This window comes from Streptomyces sp. S.PNR 29, assembly GCF_030386795.1.
GTDB lineage: Bacteria > Actinomycetota > Actinomycetes > Streptomycetales > Streptomycetaceae > Streptomyces.
Genome location: NZ_JANUQM010000001.1, coordinates 70,567 through 93,818 on the forward strand (window position 1 = coordinate 70,567; position 23,252 = coordinate 93,818).

Annotated in this window: 24 protein-coding genes and 2 pseudogenes; 15 read left to right on the forward strand and 11 right to left on the reverse strand. The window is 69.5% G+C overall.

Translation table 11 applies throughout. The features are described from left to right. Positions 1-200 precede the first annotated feature (200 nt). From NW895_RS00365 to NW895_RS00385, 5 genes are all read left to right on the forward strand, one after another. Entirely contained in the window at positions 201-1,676 is a 1,476-nt protein-coding gene (locus NW895_RS00365; RefSeq protein ID WP_289932934.1) for a glycoside hydrolase family 32 protein, read from the forward strand. A gap of 125 nt (positions 1,677-1,801) precedes the next feature. Next, the gene (locus NW895_RS00370) at positions 1,802-3,145 is read left to right on the forward strand and encodes a sugar ABC transporter substrate-binding protein (protein WP_289932936.1); all 1,344 of its coding nucleotides are present in this window, start codon (positions 1,802-1,804) and stop codon (positions 3,143-3,145) included. A 74-nt stretch (positions 3,146-3,219) separates the two neighbouring features. Then, positions 3,220-4,221 (forward strand): sugar ABC transporter permease, encoded by a 1,002-nt coding sequence (locus NW895_RS00375; RefSeq protein ID WP_289932937.1) that lies wholly within the window; start codon positions 3,220-3,222, stop codon positions 4,219-4,221. A gap of 2 nt (positions 4,222-4,223) precedes the next feature. Continuing rightward, a complete protein-coding gene (locus tag NW895_RS00380; protein WP_289932938.1) occupies positions 4,224-5,060 on the forward strand; it encodes a carbohydrate ABC transporter permease in 837 nt (278 codons plus the stop codon). Positions 5,061-5,536: 476 nt separating this feature from the next. After that, positions 5,537-5,890, forward strand: a complete 354-nt coding sequence (locus NW895_RS00385) for a hypothetical protein (protein ID WP_289932939.1) — start codon at positions 5,537-5,539, stop codon at positions 5,888-5,890. Between the two features lie 143 nt (positions 5,891-6,033). Here the strand turns inward: NW895_RS00385 and NW895_RS00390 are convergent. The 3 genes and pseudogenes from NW895_RS00390 to NW895_RS00400 form a co-directional block, all read right to left on the reverse strand. Beyond that, positions 6,034-6,176, reverse strand: a pseudogene (locus NW895_RS00390) (GNAT family N-acetyltransferase); the annotation flags it as partial. A gap of 716 nt (positions 6,177-6,892) precedes the next feature. Further along, a complete protein-coding gene (locus NW895_RS00395) occupies positions 6,893-7,873 on the reverse strand; it encodes an NADPH:quinone reductase (RefSeq protein ID WP_289932940.1) in 981 nt (326 codons plus the stop codon). A 2-nt stretch (positions 7,874-7,875) separates the two neighbouring features. Then, a pseudogene (locus NW895_RS00400) lies at positions 7,876-8,163 on the reverse strand (PadR family transcriptional regulator); the annotation flags it as partial. 181 nt (positions 8,164-8,344) lie between these two features. On the opposite strand from NW895_RS00400, the gene NW895_RS00405 reads away from it, so the two are divergent. Together NW895_RS00405 and NW895_RS00410 are read left to right on the forward strand one after the other, a co-directional pair. Continuing rightward, a complete protein-coding gene (locus NW895_RS00405) occupies positions 8,345-8,509 on the forward strand; it encodes a hypothetical protein (RefSeq protein ID WP_289932941.1) in 165 nt (54 codons plus the stop codon). 90 nt (positions 8,510-8,599) lie between these two features. Next, complete coding sequence (locus NW895_RS00410; RefSeq protein WP_289932942.1) at positions 8,600-9,262, forward strand: GNAT family protein; 663 nt, start codon at positions 8,600-8,602, stop codon at positions 9,260-9,262. A 359-nt stretch (positions 9,263-9,621) separates the two neighbouring features. Here the strand turns inward: NW895_RS00410 and NW895_RS00415 are convergent, their stop codons facing one another. The 3 genes from NW895_RS00415 to NW895_RS00425 all read right to left on the reverse strand — a co-directional run bounded on the left by NW895_RS00415 (position 9,622) and on the right by NW895_RS00425 (position 12,260). Next, on the reverse strand, positions 9,622-10,749 hold the full coding sequence (locus NW895_RS00415; RefSeq protein WP_289932943.1) for a three-Cys-motif partner protein TcmP: 1,128 nt from the start codon (positions 10,747-10,749) through the stop codon (positions 9,622-9,624). Between the two features lie 101 nt (positions 10,750-10,850). Continuing rightward, the gene (locus NW895_RS00420) at positions 10,851-11,609 is read right to left on the reverse strand and encodes a phage Gp37/Gp68 family protein (protein ID WP_289932944.1); all 759 of its coding nucleotides are present in this window, start codon (positions 11,607-11,609) and stop codon (positions 10,851-10,853) included. A gap of 231 nt (positions 11,610-11,840) precedes the next feature. Further along, positions 11,841-12,260: an arsenate reductase ArsC gene (locus tag NW895_RS00425; RefSeq protein ID WP_289932945.1), complete on the reverse strand. Its 420-nt coding sequence runs from the start codon at positions 12,258-12,260 to the stop codon at positions 11,841-11,843. A gap of 69 nt (positions 12,261-12,329) precedes the next feature. On the opposite strand from NW895_RS00425, the gene NW895_RS00430 reads away from it, so the two are divergent. The 4 genes from NW895_RS00430 to NW895_RS00445 all read left to right on the forward strand — a co-directional run bounded on the left by NW895_RS00430 (position 12,330) and on the right by NW895_RS00445 (position 15,887). Then, positions 12,330-12,644 carry a metalloregulator ArsR/SmtB family transcription factor gene (locus NW895_RS00430; protein WP_289932946.1) on the forward strand — a complete coding sequence of 105 codons (315 nt, stop codon included), beginning with the start codon at positions 12,330-12,332 and terminating at the stop codon, positions 12,642-12,644. 83 nt (positions 12,645-12,727) lie between these two features. Then, positions 12,728-13,468, forward strand: coding sequence for an aquaporin (locus NW895_RS00435; protein WP_289933896.1), 741 nt, complete (start codon positions 12,728-12,730; stop codon positions 13,466-13,468). 16 nt (positions 13,469-13,484) lie between these two features. Then, positions 13,485-14,519, forward strand: a complete 1,035-nt coding sequence (locus tag NW895_RS00440) for an ArsO family NAD(P)H-dependent flavin-containing monooxygenase (RefSeq protein WP_289932947.1) — start codon at positions 13,485-13,487, stop codon at positions 14,517-14,519. Positions 14,520-14,585: 66 nt separating this feature from the next. Continuing rightward, positions 14,586-15,887, forward strand: coding sequence for a hypothetical protein (locus NW895_RS00445; RefSeq protein WP_289932948.1), 1,302 nt, complete (start codon positions 14,586-14,588; stop codon positions 15,885-15,887). Between the two features lie 9 nt (positions 15,888-15,896). Here NW895_RS00445 and NW895_RS00450 read toward each other — a convergent pair whose 3' ends face one another. Both NW895_RS00450 and NW895_RS00455 read right to left on the reverse strand, forming a co-directional pair. After that, positions 15,897-16,370: a GNAT family N-acetyltransferase gene (locus NW895_RS00450; RefSeq protein ID WP_289933897.1), complete on the reverse strand. Its 474-nt coding sequence runs from the start codon at positions 16,368-16,370 to the stop codon at positions 15,897-15,899. Between the two features lie 68 nt (positions 16,371-16,438). Continuing rightward, a complete protein-coding gene (locus NW895_RS00455; protein ID WP_103780375.1) occupies positions 16,439-16,813 on the reverse strand; it encodes a metalloregulator ArsR/SmtB family transcription factor in 375 nt (124 codons plus the stop codon). Between the two features lie 161 nt (positions 16,814-16,974). Here NW895_RS00455 and NW895_RS00460 point away from each other — a divergent pair, with 161 nt between their 5' ends. Then, a complete protein-coding gene (locus NW895_RS00460; protein WP_289932949.1) occupies positions 16,975-18,345 on the forward strand; it encodes an FAD-dependent oxidoreductase in 1,371 nt (456 codons plus the stop codon). A gap of 28 nt (positions 18,346-18,373) precedes the next feature. Continuing rightward, on the forward strand, positions 18,374-18,832 hold the full coding sequence (locus NW895_RS00465; RefSeq protein WP_289932950.1) for an ArsI/CadI family heavy metal resistance metalloenzyme: 459 nt from the start codon (positions 18,374-18,376) through the stop codon (positions 18,830-18,832). 121 nt (positions 18,833-18,953) lie between these two features. On the opposite strand, the gene NW895_RS00470 is transcribed toward NW895_RS00465, so the two are convergent. The 3 genes from NW895_RS00470 to NW895_RS00480 are packed head-to-tail and all read right to left on the reverse strand — an operon-like array spanning position 18,954 to position 21,230. Then, positions 18,954-19,454, reverse strand: coding sequence for an NUDIX domain-containing protein (locus NW895_RS00470; RefSeq protein WP_289932952.1), 501 nt, complete (start codon positions 19,452-19,454; stop codon positions 18,954-18,956). Further along, positions 19,432-20,790: a UDP-N-acetylglucosamine 1-carboxyvinyltransferase gene (locus NW895_RS00475; protein ID WP_289932953.1), complete on the reverse strand. Its 1,359-nt coding sequence runs from the start codon at positions 20,788-20,790 to the stop codon at positions 19,432-19,434. The genes NW895_RS00470 and NW895_RS00475 overlap by 23 nt, the downstream gene beginning before the upstream one ends. A gap of 2 nt (positions 20,791-20,792) precedes the next feature. Then, entirely contained in the window at positions 20,793-21,230 is a 438-nt protein-coding gene (locus tag NW895_RS00480; protein WP_289932954.1) for an ATP-binding protein, read from the reverse strand. Positions 21,231-21,406: 176 nt separating this feature from the next. Between NW895_RS00480 and NW895_RS00485 the strand changes: the two genes are divergently transcribed. Both NW895_RS00485 and NW895_RS00490 read left to right on the forward strand, forming a co-directional pair. Beyond that, positions 21,407-22,678, forward strand: coding sequence for a helix-turn-helix transcriptional regulator (locus tag NW895_RS00485; RefSeq protein ID WP_289932956.1), 1,272 nt, complete (start codon positions 21,407-21,409; stop codon positions 22,676-22,678). Continuing rightward, positions 22,675-23,229 (forward strand): flavoprotein, encoded by a 555-nt coding sequence (locus NW895_RS00490; protein ID WP_289932957.1) that lies wholly within the window; start codon positions 22,675-22,677, stop codon positions 23,227-23,229. The genes NW895_RS00485 and NW895_RS00490 overlap by 4 nt, the downstream gene beginning before the upstream one ends. Positions 23,230-23,252: the final 23 nt, after the last annotated feature.

Below are 23,252 nucleotides of genomic sequence, written 5' to 3' on the forward strand. Positions count from 1 at the left end.
CGGCGTCGGCGCTTCAGCAAGGCTTTCCCGCACCGCGCCACCGGCCTCGCGCCGGACGCGCCCCGTCGCCGTGCCACGGCGGCGTGCGACGAGTGCTGGTGGAAGCCGCCTTCACCGAGTCCTGCGCGGGGACCGGGCCCGGCCTCGTCCGGTGACCGTCCCCTCCCCGCATGCTCCCTGCACCATCGAAAGGCACGTGTGTGTCCACCGCGCCCTGCGATCCGTACCGGCCCGTCGCGCATCTGCGCCCGCCCCGGAACTGGATCAACGACCCCAACGGGCTGGTCTTCCATGACGGCCACTACCACGTCTGCTACCAGTACAACCCGTACGGTGCGACCCACGCGAACATGCACTGGGGCCACTTCCGCAGCCCCGACCTGCTGAGCTGGGAGGCGCTGCCGATCGCGCTGTCCCCGGCCCCGGGCGGCGAGGACGCCGACGGCTGCTTCTCCGGCAACGCCGTGTCCGACGGCGACCGGCTGGTCGCCTTCTACTCCGCGAACCGCTGGGACCGCTCACCTCAGCACCAGCCGGTCACCAGCGCCACGTCCCGCGACAGCGGCCGGACCTTCAGCCCGCGGGGAGAACTGGTCGTCCCCGCATGGCCCGAAGGCTGCACCATGTACCGCGACCCGTACGTCTGGCGGGACGGCGACCGCTGGCGGATGCTGGTCGGCGCCGCTCTCGCGGACGGCCGCGGCGCGGCCCTGCTGTACGAGTCGCCCGACCTGGACACCTGGACCTACCTGGGCCTCTTCGACGCCCGCGAGCAGGAGCCGGTCGGGGACACCGGCCTGCACACCGGTGAAGGCTGGGAGTGCCCCCAGTACCTTCCGGCGCGGTCCGGACGGCCCGGTGCCCTCATCTTCAGCGCCTGGAACGACCACGACGGCCCACGCTGCGTCACGGCCCTGGTCGGCGAGGAACACGGCGACGTCTTCGAGGCCGGCCCGCCCGCCCTCGTGGACCACGGACCGGACTGCTACGCACCCGCGCTGCTGCGCGCACCGGCCGACCGGTGGCTGCTGTGGGGCTGGTCCGGGGAAGCCCGCGAGGAAGCGTGGTCGGTCTCGGACGGCTGGGCCGGCGTGCTGACCCTGCCCCGCGAGATCTCGGTCGGCGGTGACGGCACGCTGCGGCAGCGGCCCGCGGCCGAACTACTGGCCCTGCGCGGCGAGTACGCCGTGCAGGCCGAGGGCGTCACCCAGGGCCCGGAGCCGGTGGACCTCGGCGGCGTGGGCCGCGCCTTCGACCTGACGGCCCGTCTGGAGACGACCGGTCCGGCCGGCCTGCGGCTGCTGACCAGCCCGGACGGATCCGAGTACCTCGACATCCGCCTCGACGCCGCCACGGGCGAACTGGTCGTCGACCGCGACCACGCCAGCCTGGACGACCGCGCCCGCGGCGGCTCCTACCGGATGCCCTGCCCCGCGGATCAGCCGGTCGACCTGCGCCTGGTCGTCGACCACTCCATCGCCGAAGTCTTCCTGACCTCCACCGGCCAGGTACTCACCCTGCGCTTCTACCCGACGGGCGACGGCCCGTGGCGACTGCAGGCCCACACCGCGCCGGACACCCACCTGCGCTACACCGTCGACGCCTGGGAGCTGCTGCCCCTCGTGATCAAGGAACCGAGCGCCGAGACCGCACTGCCGCAGGGGCAGCCCACATGACGCCGCCTCGGCCGCCGTCGCCGTACGCCCGGTGGCAACCCCGAATCGCCCCAACGCACCTGCTTCCCCCAACGCAACTCCGCACCACCCACCCTCACCCGCACCACACACCGGAGGCACCCACCATGAGCGTCGGCAACGGAAGAGCCCGCCGGACGGCCCGTACGGCCCTGGCCCTCGCCCTCCCCCTGACAGCGCTGGCCGCCTGCGGCGGAGGCGGCACCACCGACACCTCCGCCGAAGCCGGCAGCGGCAAGGGCACCATCACCGTCTGGGCCCACCAGGGCCAGGCCAGCGAGGCCACCGCCCTGCAGAACGCGGTGAAGTCCTTCAACTCCTCGCAGGACAAGATCAAGGTCAAGCTGACGCTGATCCCCGACACCGACTACACCAAGACCATCACCACGACCGACGCCTCCAAGCTGCCGGACGTGATGGAGTTCGACGGCCCGACCATGGCGAACTTCGTCTACAACAAGAAGCTCGCCCCGCTCGACGCCTACGTCTCCGGCAAGACCATGGCGAACGCCACCGACGCCATCAAGGCCCAGGGCGAGGTCAACGGCAAGCACTACGGCCTGGGCATGTACGACTCGGGGCTCGGCGTCTACGGCAACAAGAAGCTGCTGGACGCCGCCGGGGTGAAGTACCCCAAGGGCCTGTCCGACGCCTGGACCGCCGCCGAGTTCACCGACGCCGTGAAGAAGCTGGCCGCGAAGGACTCCGACGGCAAGAGCCTGGACCTGCAGGAGGGCACCGGCTACGCCAACGAGTGGGGCACCTACGGCTTCGCGCCCATCGTCTGGTCGGCCGGCGGCTCCCTGCTGAAGGACGGCAAGGCGGACGGCGCCCTCGATACCCCCGCCGTGGTGTCGGCACTGAAGACCTTCCAGTCCTGGAAGAAGTACACCGACCCCAACACCGACCAGAACGCCTTCGCCAAGGGCCGCGTCGGCCTCAGCTGGGTCGGCCACTGGATGTACCCCGCCTACGGCAAGGCCCTCGGCGACGACCTCGTCGTGCTGCCGCTGCCCGACTTCGGCAACGGCCCCAAGACCGGCCAGGGCTCCTGGGCCTGGGGCATCGGCGCCAACACCAAGAACGCCAAGGCCGCCGGCGCGTTCCTCGACACCCTCCTGAACGACACCAACGTCGCCGCGATGACGACGGCCAACGGCGCCCCGCCCGCCACCAAGTCCGTGCTCGCCAAGAGTGAGCTGTACAAGCAGGGCGGCCCGCTCCAGCTCTACGCCGACCAGCTCGCGAAGCCCTGCGGCGACAGCGACATCACCAAGTCCTGTGTCGCCGTGACCCGCCCGGTCAGCGCCGGATACCCCACGGTCACCGCCAAGTTCAGCGAGGCACTCAACTCGGTGTACGGCGGCGCCGACCCGAAGAGCGCCCTGGAGAAGGCCGCCCGCGCCATCGACCAGGACTTCTCCGACAACGCCGGCTACAAGATCCAGTAATCCCGCAGGACAGAGCGGCCGGGGCGGACACCTTGGACACAAGGCCGTCCGCCCCGCCGGGAACAGGACTTCTCGTGACAACCGTGGAACCCGCGGCCGCCGCGCCCTCCGGCCGCCACCAGAGCGAGGGCCCACCCGCACGCAGGACACGCGCCAGGTCCGCGGGGCCGCCCCGCAGGAACCGCGACTGGGTGCACGGACTGCTCATGTCCGCGCCCGCCCTCGGGGGCCTGATCGCCTTCGTCGGCATCCCGTTCGTCTACGCCGTCGTGCTCTCCTTCTACAACGTGCGCCTCGGCTCCCCCCTGGCACCCACCTTCTTCGGAGTGGAGCAGTACCGGCGCCTGTTCACCGACCCCGACATGTCCGGCCCGTTCCTCAGGGCCCTGCTGAACAACCTGACCTTCGCCGTGGCCGTCGTACCCCTGCAGACCGGCCTGGCCCTGGCGCTGGCGATCCTCCTCAACCGCAAGCTGAAGGCCATCGGCCTGTTCCGGTCCCTGTTCTTCCTGCCCGTCGTCTTCCCCATGGCCCTGGTCGCCGTCATCTGGCGGCTCATCCTCGCCCGCAGCGGCGACGGACTGCTCAACTCCGCGCTGCACGCGGTGAGTTTCGGCAACTGGGGCGCGTTCGACTGGCTCGGTGACGGGCTCACCGCCATGGCCTCGATCATCGTGCTGTCCATCTGGCAGGGCGTCGGCTTCCAGATGGTCATCCTGCTCGCCGGCCTCCAGCAGATCCCGGGTGAGCTCTACGAGGCCGCCCAACTCGACCGGGCCTCCCGCTGGCAGCAGTTCCGCCACGTCACCCTGCCCGGCATCCGCGGCACCCTCGTCTTCGTCGCCCTGCTCACCTCGGTGCTGTCCTTCCGCGTCTTCGACCAGGTCTACGTCCTCGTCAAGGGCGGCGGACTCGACGAGGACGCCACCCGCACCGTGATGTACCAGGCCGTCACCACGGCCTTCGACCAGAACAACATCGGCCAGGCCTCCGCGATCACCGTCGTCTTCTTCCTGATCGTCGTCGTCCTGACCCTCATCCAGCGCCGCGCCGTCCGCCCCGGCAACGAGGACTGACCATGACCCGCACACCCCTGCGCCGCTTCCTCGACTACGCCGTTCTGAGCGTCCTGGCGTTCATCTTCGTCCTGCCGGTGCTCTATCTGATCCTCGGCAGCTTCAAGCCGTCCGACGAGGTCCTGAACGGCCTGACCGGCTTCCTCCCCACCCACCTGTCCCTGGACAACTACACAGCCGTCCTGGACAACTTCGACTCCGACGCCACCGGCTACTTCTGGCGCTTCATGGGCATCTCGGTGCTCCTGTCCGCCGTCGTGGTCCTCGGCGGACTGATCGTCAACTCCATGGCCGCCTACGGCCTGTCCCGACTGCGCTGGCGAGGCCAGGGCGCCGTGTTCACGCTCGTCCTGCTGCTGATGCTGGTCCCGTTCGAAGCGGTCGCGGTCCCGCTCTTCTACATGCTCAACGACCAGCGCAACACCATCTACATCCAGGCCGTCCCCTTCATCGCCAACGCCTTCTCCATCTACCAGTTCGCCACGTTCTTCCGCGCGATCCCGCCGAGCATCGAGGAAGCCGCCCGACTCGACGGCGCCGGCCCCTGGCGCACCTTCTTCGCGATCATCGTCCCGATGTCGAAGCCGGTGTTCGCCTCGGTCGCGATCCTCACCTTCCTCACCCAGTGGGGCTCCTTCCTCTGGCCGGTCCTGATGGTCTCCGACCCCGCCGTCCGCCCCCTGCCCCTGCAGATGAGCGTCTTCCAGGGCCAGCAGCCCGTGGACTGGGGCCAGGTCCTCGCCTTCGGCGTCCTTCTGGTCCTGCCGGTACTGGTCGTGTTCGCGTTCTTCCAGCGGTGGTTCGTGCAGGGGGTTGCCAGTTCGGCGGTCAAGGGCTGACCCACCCGGCGGGGGACCACCTCGACGCACCGCCCGAGGCGCCCGACGCCGACTTGGCTGGATCCCTCGGTGTCGCTCCATAAACGCGTTGACCGTCTGTCGAACGCTTGTAGCGTTTACCCGACCATGGTCAACGGTCACGCTGAGTGACCGCGGCTCCTCGCGAGAGCCGTGGCGCAGCGGGCCGTGGCCACAGCGGAAACCGAGGAGGAACTGCTCTGATGCGCATGCGTGGATGGACGGTCGCGGCCGCTACCGTCAGCGCCCTGCTCACCGTCTCCGTCTCAGCCACGGCGACGGCAGCTGACACGGCCTCGGACGGCAACCGAGGCGTCGAGAAAGCAGCGGCCGACTGGTCTGTTACGCACGGAACCGCAAGCGCTTCTGGCGTTATCAGTTCTGTTGAGGGGAAAAGCGCGTTAAACGGAGAGCTTCGGAACACCGGTGCGGAGTGCTACTCGCTCGTGATCCAGCCGATGATCGGCACTTTCCCCGGGCCCCTCACCAAGCTGGCGACGAACTGCGGTTCCGGATCGGTGCCGGTGTACAAGGAATACGCCGGCGCCCCTCTCGCCAAGATCTGCCGCGGCAGCGCTGTCCCCTTCGCCGACTGCGGACCCGCCCAGCAGCTTCCGGCAGGATGGGCCCCGCCGCAGGGATACGTCTACGAGGCCGCCTGGCTGGCCACCCCGGACTCGAAGGCGTACTGCGAGGCCCAGGGCAAGAAGGGCATCACGGAGGGGCGCTGGACCGCCTACCTGTGCCATGAGGAATACCGCGGAGGCGCGGACCTCCCACTCCTCCACCAGGTGCTGTACGTGAAGAAGTGATCCCAGCAGACACGCATCGGCCCGACAGGACACCACACCCCGGCCGTCCTGTCGGGCGGTACGCCCGACGCCCGCTGCCGGCACCACGGCCGAACGGGCCCAGGGCCCGTAGCCGGGGGTCCCTTTGCGCGGGGGCACGTACCGGGCTTCCGGTCCGTCGGGACGCGGGCGGCCTTGCCGTCCAGCGGCCGTGTCCGCCGAGGAACGGGTCGTGGAGGTCGAGGGCGAACTCGCCGTCCAGGAACCAGCCGGGCGCGGTCGGCGCACGCGGAACGTCCGGCAGCCGCCACCCACTTCGCAGTCCTCGCTCCCATGGACGACGGCTGGCAGGTCCGTCAGGGCGGCCCGCGCCGCCTTTGGGACGGGGTCGAGTCGGCCGTGGCCACCTGGGGGGAGTACGGCTCACCGAGCACCGCGGCGTTCGGTGTGACGGTCTCCCATGCCGGCACCGGCAAGCACCTCGTGGAGGCGGCTGACGCCCCGATCAGTCGGCTCCGGCGCCGTCGGAGTCGCTGCCGGGCACTTGCACGGCAGCGGGAGGCGATGCGGCGGGCGGGACCCACAGGGTGTGCATCGCCCCGTGGACCAGCACGACGGTCGTGCCCGTGGAACAGTGGGCCGCATACGACTGGGCGGGCGGGCGATCAAGCGGCACCGGATGGAGATCCGGGCGCGTTCGGCTTCCGTGAGTGCACCGAGGAGGACCAGGCCCAGCTCGCCGAGTGGCTGGCGGTCGAGTTGGGTGAGAAGTGACAGAAGCGGCTCACCGATGCCGACCGGCGGGCCCTGTCTCCGCTGTTCTGGACCCTGAAACCCTTTCGGCCGGTTCGAGCTGGACACGAACTCCCACCTTGATCTCGCCGCCGCAGCGGCCATGCTGCCAGGCCCCCGCACCGCGCCCGACCCGCAGATTCCGGAACCGGCGGCGGAGGCTTCCCCCCCTCGCCCGCACCGCCCTCACGCTCGACTGCGGCGAGATGAGGAGGTCACGTCGGAGCTTCTTCACCGGGGGATGTCGATCAGTACACGGCCGCGACCGCCGGCGTCGATGTGGTCGTGGGCCTTGGCGATGTCGGCGAGCGGGAAGCGGTCGCCGACATCGACGGTGAGGGCGCCGACGGCGGCCGCGGCGGTGAGGTCGCGGGCGGCCTGGCGCCTGGCCTCGGCGGGGAAGTCGTCGCTGGCGAGCAGGCGCAGGGTGACGTTGTCGAACAGCAGGGTCCAGAACGGGATCTCGGTGCGGTCGTCGCGGGTGGCGTAGGCGGCGATGACGGCGCCGTTCGCGGCGACGGCGTCGTCCAGGTCGGCGTTGTCGGACAGGGCGACCTCGATGATCCGGTCCACGCCGCCGGGTGCGTGGGCGCGGATCGCGGCGGCGGGGTCGCCTGAGTCGAGGGCGACGGCGTGGGAGACGACCTCGGGATCGATCCTTTCCAGTTCGGTGCCGCGTCGGACGGTGCCGATGACCGTGGCCCCGCCCCAGCGGGCGAGCTGGGCGGCCAGTGAGCCGACCCCGCCGAGGACGCCGTTGACCAGCACCAGTTTGCCGTCGACGGGGCCGTCGGCGAAGACGGTGCGGTGCGCGGTGATGCCGGGTATGCCCATGCTCGCGCCGAGATCGTCGGACAGATGGTCGGGCAGCGGGACGGCGAGGTCGCCGGGCACGACGGTGTACTGGGCGGCGGTGCCGAAGGGGCGGTAGGACTGGGCGCCGTACACCCACACGCGCGTCCCCACGCGGCGCGCGTCGACGCCGTGGCCGACGGCGTCGATGATGCCGGCGGCGTCGCTGTGCGGGATCACCCGCGGATAGGGCATGGCCGAGCCGGTCCAGCCGCGACGCTTCTTGGTGTCGCCGGGGTTGGCGCCGGAGACGGTGACGCGGACACGGACCTCACCGGGGCCGGGAGTGGGGTCGGGCAGCTCACCGACCTGGAGCACTTCGGCGGCCGGGCCCTGCTGGTCGTACCATGACGCGAGCATGTTCAGTCCTTCCGATCACGGGTGTGGGTCTGCGGGTGGGGCTGTTCGTCCGCTGCTCGGCCGCCGTCGCCGTCCAGGACCTCGTGGAGCCAGGCGCGTTCGGCGCGGCTGGTGGCGCGGGCGGTGAGCAGCATGCCGCGCCGGTAGGGGTCGGCGACCTGCTCGGCGCGCAGCGGCGTGTCACCGTCGTAGAAGAAGCTGGCGGGAGCCTCCAGGAAGTCCAGGCGGCGGCGCAGCACGGCGTGCTGCTCGGCGCTGTCGGGCAGCAGCGAGAGGAACGCCAGGGACGTGTGCACTGCGGAAGCAGTCGGCCCGGCAGCAGCATGGAGATCGAGGCGGCGGAGCTCCTGGCCGCCGTTCCGGCAGCAACCACGGCGCCGATCGCCGCTGTGCCGACGGAAGGGCCGGCGTGACATTCGCGACGCCGCGCCCTCGGACGTCGATGACATCTACCGTCTGCTGAGCGGATTCGTGACCAGCTACCGTCCCGACCGCGAGGTCTTCGACGACGTCACGTTCCCTCGGATCATCGACGCTGCCGCAGCAGGCAGGGCACCCACCCGCAGGGCGGCCGACTTCTATCGTGGTCCGGGGTTCCACGAGACCGCCGCCTACCTCAAGTGGTCCACCGGGTGATCGGAAGTCTGCTGCGCGCCCCGGTGTGGCGCAATTGCACTAGGGCAGAATCGAGTTGTTCCTAGGGCGACACCCCGATACCTTCCGTCCATGCCTGCTCGGACTCCACTGCCCATCACGCTCACCGGTCGCCAAGTACGCCTGGAGCCACTCGCCGTGAAGCATCTCGGTGATCTCTTCGAGGCGGGAGGCGGTGACGAGGAGGTGTGGCGGTGGCAGGGCGGGCCGGCGCCACAGACGCAGGCGGAATTGGGCGCCAAGCTCGCCACGCTGCTCAAGGCCGCCGAGCAGGGCGTATACGTTCCCTTTGCGGTCATCCACCGTGCCACCGGCCAAGCCATCGGCTGGACCACGTACATGGACATCAACGTGGCCGACGAATGGTTGGAGATCGGCTGGACGTGGTACGGGCGCGCGTACTGGCGCACCGCAGTCAACACCGAGTCGAAGCTGCTCCTGCTCACCCATGCCTTCGAAGATCTGGGCATGGGCCGCGTGCAGTTGAAGACCGATCACCTCAATCGCCGCTCACAGGCGGCGATCGCACGTATCGGGGCGCGCCGAGAAGGCGTACTCCGCCGTCACCGCCGACGCCCGGACGGCACCTGGCGGGACACGGTGTACTTCTCGCTCCTCGCCGACGAGTGGCCCGCGGCCAAGGCATGCCTGACTGCCCGCCTGGGAGGTCACCCTGCGGACGTACACGCACCTGCTGCCGTCCAGCGAGACGCGGACCCGCACGGCGATCGATGACGCCTGCACGGAGGAGCCGGCACGAGAAGCCCAGGGCGCATCAGTGCCCCCGGCAAAACCAATGTGCCCTGGCCGCCTGACGGCCCCTCCCGGCACATGACGAGGGCGGAGCCCGAAAGCCCCGCCCAATCCCCAAGAAACCCCGGCTCAGGGCCACACCAGGCAATACGGCTGATGCGCCGCCTCATGCAGCCGATGCGAGAAGTCCTGCCACTCGTGGAGCGATTGGGAGCGGCGGGTCGCTGACCTGGGGGTTCGCACGGAAAATGGTGCTGACCTGGGGTAACTCCTCTCCGTAGTTCTCACAGGTCAACACCGTTTCCCGGGCTCATGTGCCCTGGATGTGCCCTGGTGGCCTTTCACCAGAGGGCACCCTGCTCGGCTGAGGGACCGGCAGAGGGACTCGTTGCAGCCGCGCTTACTCGGGTCTTGGTGTTGATGGCGCGCGGTTCTGTCGTCACGGCGCCCGACTCACGCAGCTGTCGGACGGCCGTGATCACTTGGGCGGGCCGGTAGACGGTCTCCAAGAGCGTGTAGCGCTGGAGTTCCGGGACAGTTCGCCCCTTGGGCGCTTCGGATATGAAGTCATGCAGGATCCGTCGTAGCGGAGCCGTATCCGGTTCGAATACGAGATCCAGCATCTGCTGTTCGGTGTCCCTGGGGTCGCGGTAGCGGACGCCGTAGGAAGGGTCCACCTTCCACATAGCGTCCTTCATCTTCTCCAGTCCTCGCTCGTGCTGGGTGCCGAAGATCAGGTACAGCTTCCTGCCGCCCTCGTCGACCATCTCGAAGTACAGCGTGTGCGTGAAACCGGCCCGGCGTAACGTGGCTCGGTATTGCTCGCGCAGGAAGGTGAACTTGTGCGAGGACGGCTGCCGGAATACGTCTTGCCACTCCTGGCTGCCGAAGGCTTCGTCGCCGAGTTGCCGGTGGCCGTCGTGTCTCTCGGCGAACCGGGTGAGGAAGGCAGGTTCGAAGGTGACCATGACTTCAGTGCTTCGGTGGCGGCCGAGGTCATGCAGGAGCGAGTACGGGATGTCGGGCCCGCCGAAGCTGTCCAGGAGGACGAAGAGGGGCTTGCCCAGCCTGCCGGTGCGCTGCAGTTTCCTCAGAAGGGCCGGGTGGAAGTCTCCCTGCTCGATGTCGATCGACAGACGTGCAGTGATGTCTTCCTCGTATCTCGACTGAGCGAGGGCCATCTGACGCTGCAATTCTTCTACCCGTCGGGGATCCTCTTCCATGAGGACCAGCCACATGCGCTTCGGGGAACGGTGCAGAGCGCGGGCGAAGACCTCGTAGGCGACGACGGGAGATCCGGGCTCGCCCTGCTTGTAGACGCCGGCCCCTGCGAACCCTTCCGCGTATGTGATCACATCGTTCCGCGACAGCAGAATCGGCGCCCACGCTTCCAAGTACTGCTTGAGTAAGTCGTGTTTGGCGGCCGTGTGCGGATCGCGCTCCCACACGGCATCCTTCGGTACGGCCATGACCGCTCCCCCCTACTCCGATACGGCCCTGCTAGGGAGAGGGTCACACACCGTTGCCATATGCCACCAGAGCGCGTACGGCGCCTGTTGAAGATTGGCCGTTACTGCGCTGCTGCCACGTGCAGCCGGGACGGCATCTGGTCCCACGTGATGCCGGCGAGCTCACGGCCTCCGGACTTCGGTGTGCGGCCGCCCCACTGCTTGAAGAAGAACGGCACGTCGGCTTCGTTGCAGGCATCGCGGATCTCGACCAGCCATTCCTCTTGCACGGGGCGGTGCTGGGGGCCGGACTCTCCACCTGCGATCACCCAGCCGATGCCGTCCAGACGCAGACCTGTCAGAGGACCGAGCAGTGGTTCACAGGACAAGAACCGCACGGCGGCTGGCACCTGACGCAGATCGTCAATGCGATCCAGGTGATCCGCGTCCTCGACGGAGACGCCCATCCAGAGGTTGGGAGGCCAGTCGAGTTGGCCTGCCAGTCGCCGGAGTCTGCGGGCCCTCTTCGTCAGGAGTTGATAGGTGTGCTGTGGCGTGTCGGCGATTACCTGGAAGACCTGTTGTACGAAGTCCAAGGGCACCTTGGCGTGGAACAGGTCGCTCATTGAGTTGACGAAAACCATGCGGGGGGTCTTCCACTGGCGTGGGATGGCCAGCGTGTCCGAATGCAGGGCGAGGCCGAAGCCGGGACCGGAGGTCCTGGGGTCACCGTCTGCTTGATACTTGGCCACCCCCATCGCCTTGAGGCGTCTGGATAACGTCAGGGCATAGCAGTTGTCGCACCCGGGGGAGATGCGATCGCAGCCAGTGGTGGGATTCCAGGTCGCCTCAGTCCACTCGATGGTGCTGCGATCGCCCATGGGTCCCCTCCCGTAGCAGTAGGGCAAGGGCGAACCAGCGCTTGCCCACTCTGCGCTTCGACTGCGCTGCCTAACGAGCGACGTACCGAACTGGCACGCGATCACGCCCATCCTTCACGTCGAACGTGCGTTCTGTGAAGGGGGTGCACCCGCCGGGTGGTAGGAGATTCTCGACGGCGGTGGCCTATCCGGAGCCGATCACATCGGCGGCGCCGCTGCCCGTCGCGGATGTCACGCCTCCTGCTGGGCGTCGATCTCGGAGATCAGTGCATCGATCCGCTTCTTGATCTCGTCGCGGATCGGGCGGACGGCCTCGACGCCCTTGCCGGCGGGGTCTTCCAGGGTCCAGTCGAGGTACTTCTTGCCGGGGAAGATCGGGCAGGCGTCGCCGCAGCCCATGGTGATGACGTAGTCGGACGCCTGGACGGCCTCGGTCGTGAGGAGCTTGGGCTGCTGGTCGGCGATGTCGATGCCGACCTCCCTCATCGCTTCGACGGCGGCCGGGTTGACCTGGTCTGCGGGAACGGAGCCGGCGGAGCGGGCCTCGATCCGGTCGCCCGCGAGGTGGGAGAGGAAGCCGGCGGCCATCTGCGAACGCCCGGCGTTGTGGATGCAGACGAACAGCACGGAGGCGAGCGGGCTGGAGGGCATCGGTTCTTCCTTCGTCGGTGGATCAGCCCAGGCTGGTATCAGCCAGGAATGATGTGAAAGTATCAGTCCATGCTGACGTCAGTCGACACTGATCTGTTGCGGGTTCTCGCGGACCCGCTCCGCCTCCAGATCGTCACCCTGCTCGCCAAGGAGACGCTCTGCACGGCGCACCTGATCGAGGAGACGGGGGCCAAGCAGACCAACCTCTCCAACCATCTGAAGGTGCTGCGCGAGGCGGGGGTCGTGGAGACGGAGCCGTGCGGCCGCTTCACCTACTACCGGCTCAAGCCCGACGTCATCGCCTCGCTTGCCGGTCAGTTCGCCGATCTCGCGGAGACCGCGCGTGCCACCGCCGAGAACAGCGTGAAGCGGTCCTGCCCCTGACCCGCCCCAAAGCCACCTGCACCGAGGAGTTCCTGTTGACCGCCACCGAGGCCACCCAGCACGGCAGAACAGGGGAGTCCCCCATAGCCCCCGCTGCCGAGCCGCAGCCCGCTCCGGGCGCGACTCCGCCCCGGCGTCCTCCGCTGCTCGCCAAGGCCGCCGCCGAACTGGTCGGCACGGCGGCGCTCGTCGCGATCGTGGTCGGCTCCGGCATCCAGGCCACGGAGCTGACCAAGGACGTGGGGCTGCAGCTGCTGGCCAACTCCACGGCCACCGTCTTCGGGCTCGGCGTCCTGATCACCCTGCTCGGTCCGGTCTCCGGTGCGCACTTCAACCCGGCCGTCACCCTGGCCGAGTGGTGGACCGCCCGGCGCGGCGGCCCTGGTGTCACGCTGCGCGAGGCGGCGGTATACGTCCCCGCTCAGATCGCCGGTGCGATCGCGGGCTCGGTCCTGGCCGACGCGATGTTCGGCGAACCGCTGGTGAAGTGGTCCACCCACGACCGATCGGCCGGCCATCTGCTGCTGGGCGAGGTCGTCGCGACCACCGGACTGATCCTGCTGATCTTCGGCCTGGCCCGCACCGACCGCCTGCGCTTCGCGCCTGTGGCGGTGGCGTCGTACATCGGTGCGGCGTACTGGTTCACCTCGTCCACGTCCTTCGCGAACCCCGCGGTGACCATAGGCCGCGCCTTCACCGACACCTTCGCCGGCATCGCGCCCGCTTCCGTCGCGGGGTTCATCGGCATGCAGCTCACCGGAACTGTGGTCGGACTGGCGCTGGTGGCGCTGGTCTTCATGCCCGGGCGGGAAGCCGCCGAATGACGCGGCCGCTCCGGTCGTGGTGATCGGCGGTGGTCAGTCCGGGCTTGCCGCCGGCTACCACCTGCGCCGGCTGGGTGTCGACTTCGTCATCCTCGACGCCCAGACCACTCCGGGCGGTGCCTGGCAGCACACCTGGGACTCTCTTCGCCTGTTCTCCCCGGCCGCGTACTCCTCCCTGCCCGGCCGCCTCATGCCACCGCAGGCCGGCGCGACCTACCCCGACGCGCAGCACGTTGTGGAGTACCTCGCCGCCTATGAGAAGCGGTACGAGTTGCCCGTCGAGCGACCCGTACGGGTTCTCGGCATCCGCCGGGACGGCCGACTCCTGCGGGTGGAGACCGACTCCGGTACCTGGCGGGCGGCAGCGGTGATCAGTGCCACCGGCACCTGGTGGCGGCCCTTCCTGCCCGCGATTGCAGGCCGCGGAGACTTCGGTGGCCGTCAGCTGCACACCGTTGATTACCAGAGCCCGCGGGACTTCGCCGGTCGCCGCGTGATCGTGGTCGGCGGCGGCAACTCCGGCGCCCAGATCGCCGCCGACCTCGCCCACAACACCGAGCTGACCTGGGTCACGCAGCGCCCACCCCGTTTCCTGCCCGACGACGTCGACGGCCGCGTTCTGTTCGACGTCGCGACCGCCCGCCGCCGTGCCCTCGACGAGGGGCGCACGGACACGGGGGGCGTCGCCTCGCTCGGGGACGTCGTCGCCGTACCGCCGGTCCGAGATGCCCGCGACCGGGGCCTGCTCAGGGCGGCGCCGATGTTCACGCTGCTCACTCCCACTGGGGCCGAATGGGCCGACGGCACGCGCGCCGAGGCGGACGCGATCATCTGGTGCACCGGCTTCCGACCGGCGCTGTCCCACCTGGCACCGCTCCGGCTGCGGGACCGCCGCGGGCACATCGCCGTCGACGGTACGCGTGTGGTGGACGAGCCGCGCCTGCACCTGCTCGGTTACGGCGACTGGACCGGGCCGGCCTCGGCCACGCTCATCGGGGTCGGGCGGTCGGCCCGGGAAACCGCCCGTGAAATCGCTGCCTCGCTCGGGTAGGTGCCAAGTCGCCACGGTCGGTGAAATTCGCTGTGTGCGCTCCTGGGCCGAGCGTCTAATAGGGCGATGGAGCAAGCAAGACCCGCTGCGGCCGGGAACGACGACCTGCCTGAGCTGACGCTCGTGGTGGAAACGGCCCTAGGTGTGTTCGTGCGGACCGTGCCGGCTGCGCTTCCCCTCCCGGAAGGTGTCGACCAGGGGACCGGGGCGGAGATGGCGGCTCATCGAGCAGCGGCGACGTGGGGACTCCCGGACTTCGTCTGCCACTCCGCAATCAAGCGTGTCTCGTCGGGGCAGCGGGAGTTGGGTGACCGGATGCTTCTGACCGGCAGCCGAGGTGTTGTCGTTCAGGTCAAGAGCCGGGAGGGCGCCTACAAGGACGATGCCAGTGAGCGGAACTGGCTGCGGAACAGGGGCGCCAAAGCTGCGCGCCAGGCGAAGGGGACTGTGCGCAGCCTGCGTTCGGCCCCGGCTGAGTTCGAGAACGGACGCGGCCAGACTCTCACCGTCGACGGCAACGACTACCAGTGGATCGGCGTCGTCGTGCTCGACCACGACCGCATACCCGATGACACCGTCGTTGACTGCGCGCTGCCCGGCCTGCCCTGCGTAGCCCTGGCCCGGCGGGACCGGGACTTCCTGTTCGACCAGCTGCGTTCGACTACCGCGGTGGTCAACTACCTCTTCCGCGTGGCCAACATGGACTCGGTGGCTCTCGGGGACGAGCCCGTGCGCTACTACGACCTCGCTGCAGCGGACGCCGACGCGCCTCCCGGAGAGATAAGCCCTGAGGTCGCCGAACTCGGCGGGATCCACTTCTCCGTACCGCTGCTTCCGCAGGCGCCGGTGGGATCCGATCGCGCGCACCGGGTCATGCGCCTCATCCTTGAAGACATCGCCATCAGTCCGCTCGGCCAGCACATGAGCGAAGCCAACCGCTTGCTCCTGCTCTCCGAGGTCGACGAGCTGCCGGTAGGCGCCCGCGCCGAGTGGGGCCAGCTGCTGCTCGACATGCTGCGCGAGGTTCGTCAGGTTCCCCCCAGCCACTGCAAGTGGCGCTGGCGCCGTTCCATCGATCCATCCGGCACCCGACAGATGATCTTCGGGTGCGCGACGCGCTTCGGCCCCGATATCCAGGCGGCCTTTCAGTCATATGTCCTGCTGCGCCATCACGAGCTGCACCAGCAGACGGGCCTGGCGGATCAAACGGCGACGCTCGGTGTGCTGCTGACTCTCCGTACTGACGGAACGCGCCCATGGGACACCACCCTGCTGCGCACAGAAGGAGACAACCAGCTCACGCCGGAAGAGGTGAAGCAATATTCGGCGCTCTGGAATCGGCAGCGCACCGATGCGGCCGGCACGTAAGCGGACTGGTCAGTCGATGACCGCGCTACGGCGCTCCACCAGGACCACGTCGCGCCAGCGGCCGTGGTGGCGCCCGATGCGCTCGCGGGTGCCGATGACGCGGAAGCCGGCCCGTTGGTGCAGGGCGATGCTGGCGGTGTTCTCCGGGAAGATGCCGGACTGGATGGTCCAGATCCCGGCCGCCTCGGTGGAGTCGATCAGTGCCTTGAGCAAGGTGGAAGCCACTCCGCGGCCGCGGGCGTCGGGGTGGACGTACACGGAGTGCTCGACGACACCGGCGTAGGCGCAGCGGTCGGAGACCTTTGTGGCGGCCACCCAGCCGAGCACGACCTCATGCTCGTCCAGGGCGACGAAGCGGTGCCCGGGCAGCTTCGCAGCGTCGAATGCTTGCCACGTCGGGACGGCCGTCTCGAAGGTGGCGTTGCCCTCGTCGATTCCGGCCTGGTAGATCGCCAGGACCTCGTCGGCATGTGAGGTGGCCATCGGCGCGACGGTCACACCGGTCGGGTTGCTCACGGTGGCGTACTCCGGGGGGGGGGTGATGGGCGAGGTCAGACCGCTGCCGGCGCGATGGTCAGCAGCTTGCCCATCGCGGCCAGCACGGAGGGCTCCACCCGGTAGTACACCCAGGTACCGCGCCGCTCCGAGGTCAGCAGGCCGGCCTCCTTCAGCTTCTTCAGGTGGTGGGAGACGGTCGGCTGGGAGACGCCCACATCGGAGATGTCGCACACGCACGCCTCGCCGCCCTCGTGCGAGGCCACCGCCGAGAAGAGGCGCAGCCGTACCGGGTCGCCCAGCGCCTTGAACATCCGCGCGGCCGTCTCGGCCTCGTCCGCGGTGAAAGGGCGCTCGGTGAGCGGCGGGCAGCACGGCGCCACGGCGTCGGAGGCGGGCTCGATCAACGGCAGCACCTTAGTGTTCGACATGCATCTATGTTGACACATGTCGAACCAGGCGGGCGAGGGGTCTCAGTCGGCGAGCGAGGGCAGCAGACTAGTTTCGATGAATGTCTATGTTGACGCTTGTCGAATCAGCTGCCATGCTGGCGGCGCAAGCCATCGGCAAATGTCGAAGCAAAGGGGAAATCGTGAACGCGCCCGCCACTGGCCAGCTGCCCGTCGTCGTCATCGGCGCGGGCCCCGTCGGCCTCGCTGCCGCCGCCCACCTCGTCGAGCGCGGCCTCGAACCGCTGATCCTGGAGGCTGGCCCCTCCGCCGGCACCGCCGTGCGCGACTGGGCGCACGTACGGCTGTTCTCCCCGTGGGCCGAGGTCACCGACCCGGCCGCCGAGAAGCTCCTCGCCCCCACCATCTGGGTCCGCCCGGACGGCGCGACGTACCCCACCGGCGGTGACTGGGCCGAGCAGTATCTGCAGCCGCTCGCCGACGTCCTCGGCGACAAGATCCGCTACGGCGCCACCGTGACGGGTGTCGCGCGCGCCGGCCGCGACCGCATCGTCGACGCCGACCGCGACGAGCAGCCTTTCACCGTGCACATCGAGCTGGTGGGCGGCCGCGAGGAGCGCATCGCCGCCCGCGCCGTGATCGACGCCTCAGGCACCTGGTCCATCCCCAGTCCGATGGGCGCCGACGGGCTCCCCGCCCTCGGCGAGAAGGCGGCGGCTGACCGCATCTCCAACCGCGTCCCCGACCTGCGGGACCCGGCCATTCGCGCCCGGTACGCAGGCAAGCGCACCGCGGTCGTCGGCTCCGGGGCCTCCGCCTTCACCGCGCTGGCCTACCTCGCCGACCTCGCCAAGGAGGAGCCCGGCACACACGCGGCATGGGTCCTGCGGCGCGGCATCGGTGCGAACACCTTCGGCGGTGGCGAGGCCGACCAGCTCCCCGCCCGGGGCGCCCTGGGGCTGCGCGCCAAGGCCGCCGTCGAGGACGGCCACGCGAGCGCGGTGACCGGCTTCCGTACACAGGCCGTGGAACGGGACGGTGACCGGCTGGTCCTGGTCGCCGAGGACGGCCGCCGCCTGGACCCGGTCGACGAGGTCATCGTGCTGACCGGCTTCCGCCCCGACCTGTCCTTCCTCTCCGAGGTCCGCCTCGGCCTCGACGAACGTCTCCAGGCCCCCGTCGCGCTGGCCCCGCTGATCGACCCGAACGTCCACTCCTGCGGCACGGTCTACCCGCACGGCGTGAACGAGCTGGCCCACCCCGAGCGGGACGTCTATCTCGTCGGCATGAAGTCCTACGGCCGGGCGCCCACGTTCCTCGCGCTGACCGGCTACGAGCAGGTCCGCTCCGTCGCCGCCGCGCTCGCGGGCGACCGCGAGGCCGCCGAGCGCGTCGAGCTGACCCTGCCGGAGACCGGCGTGTGCGGCGGTGCCGGCCTCTACGACGCCCCCGACACCGCCTCCCAGGGAGGCGAGGCCGGTGGCTGCTGCGGCGCCCCGGCCACCCTCCAGATCGGCGTCGGCACCCCGACCGCCACCTCTGGCGGCTGCTGAACTCCTCACCCATCCAAGGAGATACGCCATGTCCCGCGTACAGCTCGCCCTCCGCGTCCCCGACCTCGACGCCTCCGTCGCTTTCTACAGCAAGCTGTTCGGCACCGAACCCGCCAAACTCCGCGACGGCTACGCCAACTTCGCCATCACCGAGCCCCCGCTCAAGCTCGTCCTCATCGAAGGCACCGTGGAAGAGGCCACCCGCCTGGACCACCTCGGCGTCGAGGTCGAATCGACCGAGTCCGTTCACGCCGCCACTACCCGCCTGAGCGAGGCGGGCCTGACCACCACCGAGGAGGCTGACACCACCTGCTGTTACGCCCTCCAGGACAAGGTCTGGGTCCACGGCCCTGGCCAGGAGCCCTGGGAGGTGTACGTCGTCAAGGCCGACGCCGACACCCTCACCAAGCAGCAGGGCAGCAGCTGCTGCACCACCCCGGGAGCGTCAGAGGCAGAGGAACCTGCTACTGCGGGCGGCTGCTGCTGATCGGACCATGATCAATCTCCACGCCAGCGGGGTCGTGACCGGTACGGGGGACCGGTCACGGCCCCGCGCCGCCGAGACCATCGATCGCCTCATGCAGGGTCATGTCCAGTGGTGCGCTCAGTCAGTTCCAACCGTCCAGCGACACCTGAGGCTCGCCGGCCAGGTAGCGATGAAGGGCGCTGGCGGTGGTCTCCACGAACTCCTTGGGGATGGCGCCGGTGTCGACCCAGCGGACTTGGGCGTGCTTGCGCGGTTCGCGGTTCTCCGGCTCGCCGGACCATTCGTGGGCGACGAAGACGACCGTGAGGAAGCCGTTGGGGGCTTCCACGCCCCAGGCGCCGTGGATGACGTGGGCGATCTTGAGCGCTTCCGGCTTGACGGTCAGACCGGTCTCCTCGTACAGCTCGCGGACGGCCGTCGCGGTGACCGGCTCGCCGGGCTCGTTTTTGCCGACCGGGAGGTCCCACTTGCCCTTGGCGAATTTGGCCTGCTTGCTGCGCTGGAGGAGGACCACGCGGTTGTTGGCCTCGTCGTGGATGATGACGGCGGCGACCAGCAGGGTCATGGATTCCAGAGCGGGCCGGAGCCCTTCGGGCTGATCATCGGTTGTCGGCTGAGCCACGGGGGTCCCTTCCTCGCCGGGTCGGTGGGCATCTCGGCCAGGCGCCCAGGGTGCGCAGCTTGCCGGACAGGTCGGCGTGGCCGCGGCGCAGCTGGTCGAGGCCGCCGATGGTGGTGACGCCTCGGGCGGTGAGGCCGGCCACCGTGAGGGCGGACCCGGTGCGGATGTCGGTGGCTTCGACGCCCGCGCCCGTCAGATGCTGGGGACCGGTCAGGCGGCATTCGGTGGGGGAGATCTCCTCGATCTCGGCGCCCAGGCGGGTCAGTTGCGGCAGCAGGTTGCCGTGGCGGCCGGGATTGATGGCGTCGGCGAACAGATGAGTGCCGGGCAGCCCGAGGGCGAGTGCCATGAGCGGTGGTTCGAAGTCGGCGTCGAGGCCCGCCGGGCGCAGGGAGGCGATGGCCCGCAGGGGACGAGCAGTGGGGACTGCCTCCTGGGCGCGGACAGTGAGGCCATCCGATGCTGGGTCTGCGGGGATGCCGAGTTGATGAAGGGCAGCCACGAACGGGCCTACGTCCTTGCCCTGAACGCCGTCGATACGGGCAGTACCGCGCGTCGCGGCGATCGCGCAGGCCAGCGTGGCTGCCTCGATCTTGTCTCCGGGCACTGTCCAGGCAGCGGGGGCAGTCGGCGGCGAGGAGGGCGGCGAGAGAGTGAGGACATGCTCGTTGGCGCGTGTCTCCCAGCCCACCGAACTCAGGGCGTCGAGCACGCTCAGGACTTCGGGCGAGAGGTTGGGTTGGCCCAGCCGTAAGGGCCGGCCGGTTGCCAGAGCGCGCAGTGTCGCGGCCACGGTCGCACCGCGAGAGCGGAAGGGCAGTGCGATGGAGACGGTGCCCGTGTGAGAGCTGAGGGCTTCGATGCCGTACCCGGAGCTTTCCTGCCGGCTTCGGTCGCCGAACGCCTCGTACACCTTGAAGTGCAGCTCCATCCCGCGCGCACCGATCCGGCAGCCGCCCGGCCAGGGCAGCCGCGCCTGGCCGTAACGCGCGAGCAGGGCGGGGACGAGGTAGTACGAGGCGCGGATCTGGGCTGCCTGCGCCAGATCGGGCAATCCCCGAGATGCCTCCGTCGGCAGGATCACATACGTGGTCGGTTCTCCTACGGGCTGCGCGACATGCCACCCTGCCTGTTGCAGCAGAGTGAGCATGATCTGGACGTCCGTGCTGTCCGGAACGTTGCTCAGCCGAACCGGGCGGCTGAGGGCAGCCGTGGCGGCCAGGAGCGGCAGAGCGGCGTTCTTGGAGCCGTCGACGCTCACGGTGCCAGCGAGTGGCGGCCCGGGGCGTACGGCGATCACCTCGGCGGCCACGCCGGGGGCGTGGGTGGTCGTCATCATCAACTCCTCTGGAGGGGCAGGAAACAGGCGACTTCCTGGCTGGGTTTGCCGGTCAGGTCGATTTCGGCCCAACAGCGCTTGCCGGTCTCGGTCGGTTCGGCGTGGTACCGGTCGGCGAGAGCGGCGACGAGGAACAGGCCCCGGCCGCCCTCGCTGTCCGCGTCGGGCAGATCCGGCTGGGGCAGGACCGGGCTCGTGTCGCAGACCTCGATCCGCAGGACGGCCTCGTCGAGACAGACCACGAGTGAGACGGATCCGGCACCGGAGTACTGGACCGCGTTGGTGACGAGCTCGCTGATCAGCAGTTCGGCCGTGTGCACCACCTCGGTGCCCAGTCCCGCGTCCCAGCCAGCTATCGCGTCCACGGCCTGGTGCCGGGCCTTGCTTGCTGCGGCGGGCGTCGCGGGTAGGGAGAGAGCGAGCTGGTGCGCTTCCATGAGCGGCCTCCCGGTGTAGGTGGGGCCACACCAAGCAACCAGTCCGTCGCCGTGAGTGGGGAGCCCCTGACGCGGGCGCTGCATGACTTATGCAGGAGCTGCATCACGGCCAACTACGGCTGATCTATGCTCGATTGAGCAGGCAGGATCAGCGACGGCGGAAGGAGCCGTGGCAGATGGCCGACGCGCATGGGGAAGCGAGACGGATCGGAGAACGGATCCGTCGGGCGCGGGTGTTACAGCGGCGTTCACAGCACGACGTGGCCGCAGCGCTCGGGTATCACCAGTCCAAGGTGAGCCGTCTGGAGAACGGTCGCGGCACGGAGGACATCCGCGTACTACGCGCCATCGCGCAGGAACTGAACATCCCGCCTCATAAGTTGGGCCTCGCCCCATCTCAGGACGTCTCCGCCGCCGATCAAGAAGCTGACGACATGCACCGCCGCACCTTCCTCGCCGCGAGCATCGCAGCGCTCGCGGCCCCGGCCGGCTCTTCGGCCTCGCACACCGCCCTCGTCCAGGCCCTCCTGCCCGGTCCCGGCCCCGCGGGTACCGGTGGCCCACAGGACACGGCCATCCTGTACGAACGCGTCGGATCAGCATTACGGCTTTTCCACACCTGCCACTACACGGAGTTGGAGCGCACCCTCCCGAGCCTGATCGCCGACCTGCGACTGGCAGCCGGTGATGCGACGGACAGGGACACGGTGTCCCGGCTCCTGGCCACGGCGTACCAGACGACGACGAGCCTCCTGCTCAAGCAGCACGACCAGGGCAACGCATGGCTCGCCGTCGGCCGGGCGATGGCCGAGGCCGAACGCTCGGGGGATCCGGTGGTCCTCGCCTCCAGTGTCCGTGTCCAGGCCCACGTTCTGGTCCGCGAGAAGCACGCCACAGAGGCCGTCAACCTGGTCCGGCACACCGCGGACCAGCTCACCGGCTCCTACGACCGGCGTTCACCGAAGTACCTCGCCGCCGTGGGACTGCTGCTCCTGCGCGGTGTGACCGCGGCCAGCAGTCGCGGTGACCGCGCGGCCACGAAGGAATTCCTCAGTGAGGCGAAGGAAGTCTCGCGTTACGTCACTCTCGACCGGCCCGACGCCTGGGCCACCTTCAGCCCGACCAATGTCGCCCTGCACGAGCTGAGCGCTCTGGTGGCTTTCGGCGACGCCGGCCTCGCCCTTCAGGCGGCCCGGCCCCTCATGCGTCGGCACATCCCGGTCCCCGAGCGCCGCGCCGCACTATGGGTCGAGGCGGCCCGCGCCTACAGCCAGCAGGGCCGCCTCGCCGACGGCTACCAGGCCCTGCGCATCGCCGAGACCTGTGCCGCCCAGGACATCCGCCGCCCCGATGTCCGCCACTTGGTCGCCGATATGGCCGCCCGCGACCGCCGACGTACCCTGCCGGAACTGCACCACTTCAGCCGCCAACTGGGAGTCCCCGCGTGACCGAACCGACCGCCTCGGACAAGAAGCCCTTCCTGTACGTCGTCGTGTGCGCTGCGGGCGTTGCCCGAGATGTCGGCAAGCTCATCACCGCCGCCCAGGAGGCCAACTGGGACGTCGGCGTCATCGCCACACCGCAGGGACTCGGCTTCATCGACACCAAGGCGATCGAGGCACAGACCGGCTACCCCATCCGTTCCGCCTGGCGTTCACCGGGAGACCCGCGCCCCCTGCCCCCGGCGGACGCGATCGCCGTGGCTCCCGCCACCTTCAACACGATCAACAAGTGGGCCGCCGGGATCTCCGACACCCTCGCCCTGGGCATCCTGTGTGAGGCGTACGGCATGGACATCCCGACTGTGGTGCTGCCTTACCTGAACTCCGCCCAGGCCGCCCATCCCGCCTACCAGCAGAGCTTGGACCGGCTGCGGGGCATGGGTGTTCTGATCGGCTCATGCGAACCGCACCGGCCGAGGGCTGGCGGCGCGACGGAACGCTTCCGCTGGGACGAAGCGCTGGAGTTGCTGGAGCCTCTGGTCAGCACGGCGCGGTGACGCCCTCCGTCACTCGAAAGCTG

Excerpts from the sequence above, each read along its gene's own strand:
- NW895_RS00445 (WP_289932948.1), top strand. The coding sequence starts at position 14,586 with ATGGAGCAAGCAAGACCCGCTGCGGCCGGGAACGACGACCTGCCTGAG.
- NW895_RS00385 (WP_289932939.1), top strand. The coding sequence starts at position 5,537 with ATGATCGGCACTTTCCCCGGGCCCCTCACCAAGCTGGCGACGAACTGC.
- NW895_RS00455 (WP_103780375.1), bottom strand. The coding sequence starts at position 16,813 with ATGTCGAACACTAAGGTGCTGCCGTTGATCGAGCCCGCCTCCGACGCC.
- NW895_RS00370 (WP_289932936.1), top strand. The coding sequence starts at position 1,802 with ATGAGCGTCGGCAACGGAAGAGCCCGCCGGACGGCCCGTACGGCCCTG.
- NW895_RS00485 (WP_289932956.1), top strand. The coding sequence starts at position 21,407 with ATGGCCGACGCGCATGGGGAAGCGAGACGGATCGGAGAACGGATCCGT.
- NW895_RS00465 (WP_289932950.1), top strand. The coding sequence starts at position 18,374 with ATGTCCCGCGTACAGCTCGCCCTCCGCGTCCCCGACCTCGACGCCTCC.
- NW895_RS00475 (WP_289932953.1), bottom strand. The coding sequence starts at position 20,790 with ATGACGACCACCCACGCCCCCGGCGTGGCCGCCGAGGTGATCGCCGTA.
- NW895_RS00420 (WP_289932944.1), bottom strand. The coding sequence starts at position 11,609 with ATGGGCGATCGCAGCACCATCGAGTGGACTGAGGCGACCTGGAATCCC.
- NW895_RS00410 (WP_289932942.1), top strand. The coding sequence starts at position 8,600 with ATGCCTGCTCGGACTCCACTGCCCATCACGCTCACCGGTCGCCAAGTA.
- NW895_RS00425 (WP_289932945.1), bottom strand. The coding sequence starts at position 12,260 with ATGCCCTCCAGCCCGCTCGCCTCCGTGCTGTTCGTCTGCATCCACAAC.
- NW895_RS00395 (WP_289932940.1), bottom strand. The coding sequence starts at position 7,873 with ATGCTCGCGTCATGGTACGACCAGCAGGGCCCGGCCGCCGAAGTGCTC.
- NW895_RS00480 (WP_289932954.1), bottom strand. The coding sequence starts at position 21,230 with ATGGAAGCGCACCAGCTCGCTCTCTCCCTACCCGCGACGCCCGCCGCA.
- NW895_RS00380 (WP_289932938.1), top strand. The coding sequence starts at position 4,224 with ATGACCCGCACACCCCTGCGCCGCTTCCTCGACTACGCCGTTCTGAGC.
- NW895_RS00430 (WP_289932946.1), top strand. The coding sequence starts at position 12,330 with ATGCTGACGTCAGTCGACACTGATCTGTTGCGGGTTCTCGCGGACCCG.
- NW895_RS00450 (WP_289933897.1), bottom strand. The coding sequence starts at position 16,370 with ATGGCCACCTCACATGCCGACGAGGTCCTGGCGATCTACCAGGCCGGA.
- NW895_RS00415 (WP_289932943.1), bottom strand. The coding sequence starts at position 10,749 with ATGGCCGTACCGAAGGATGCCGTGTGGGAGCGCGATCCGCACACGGCC.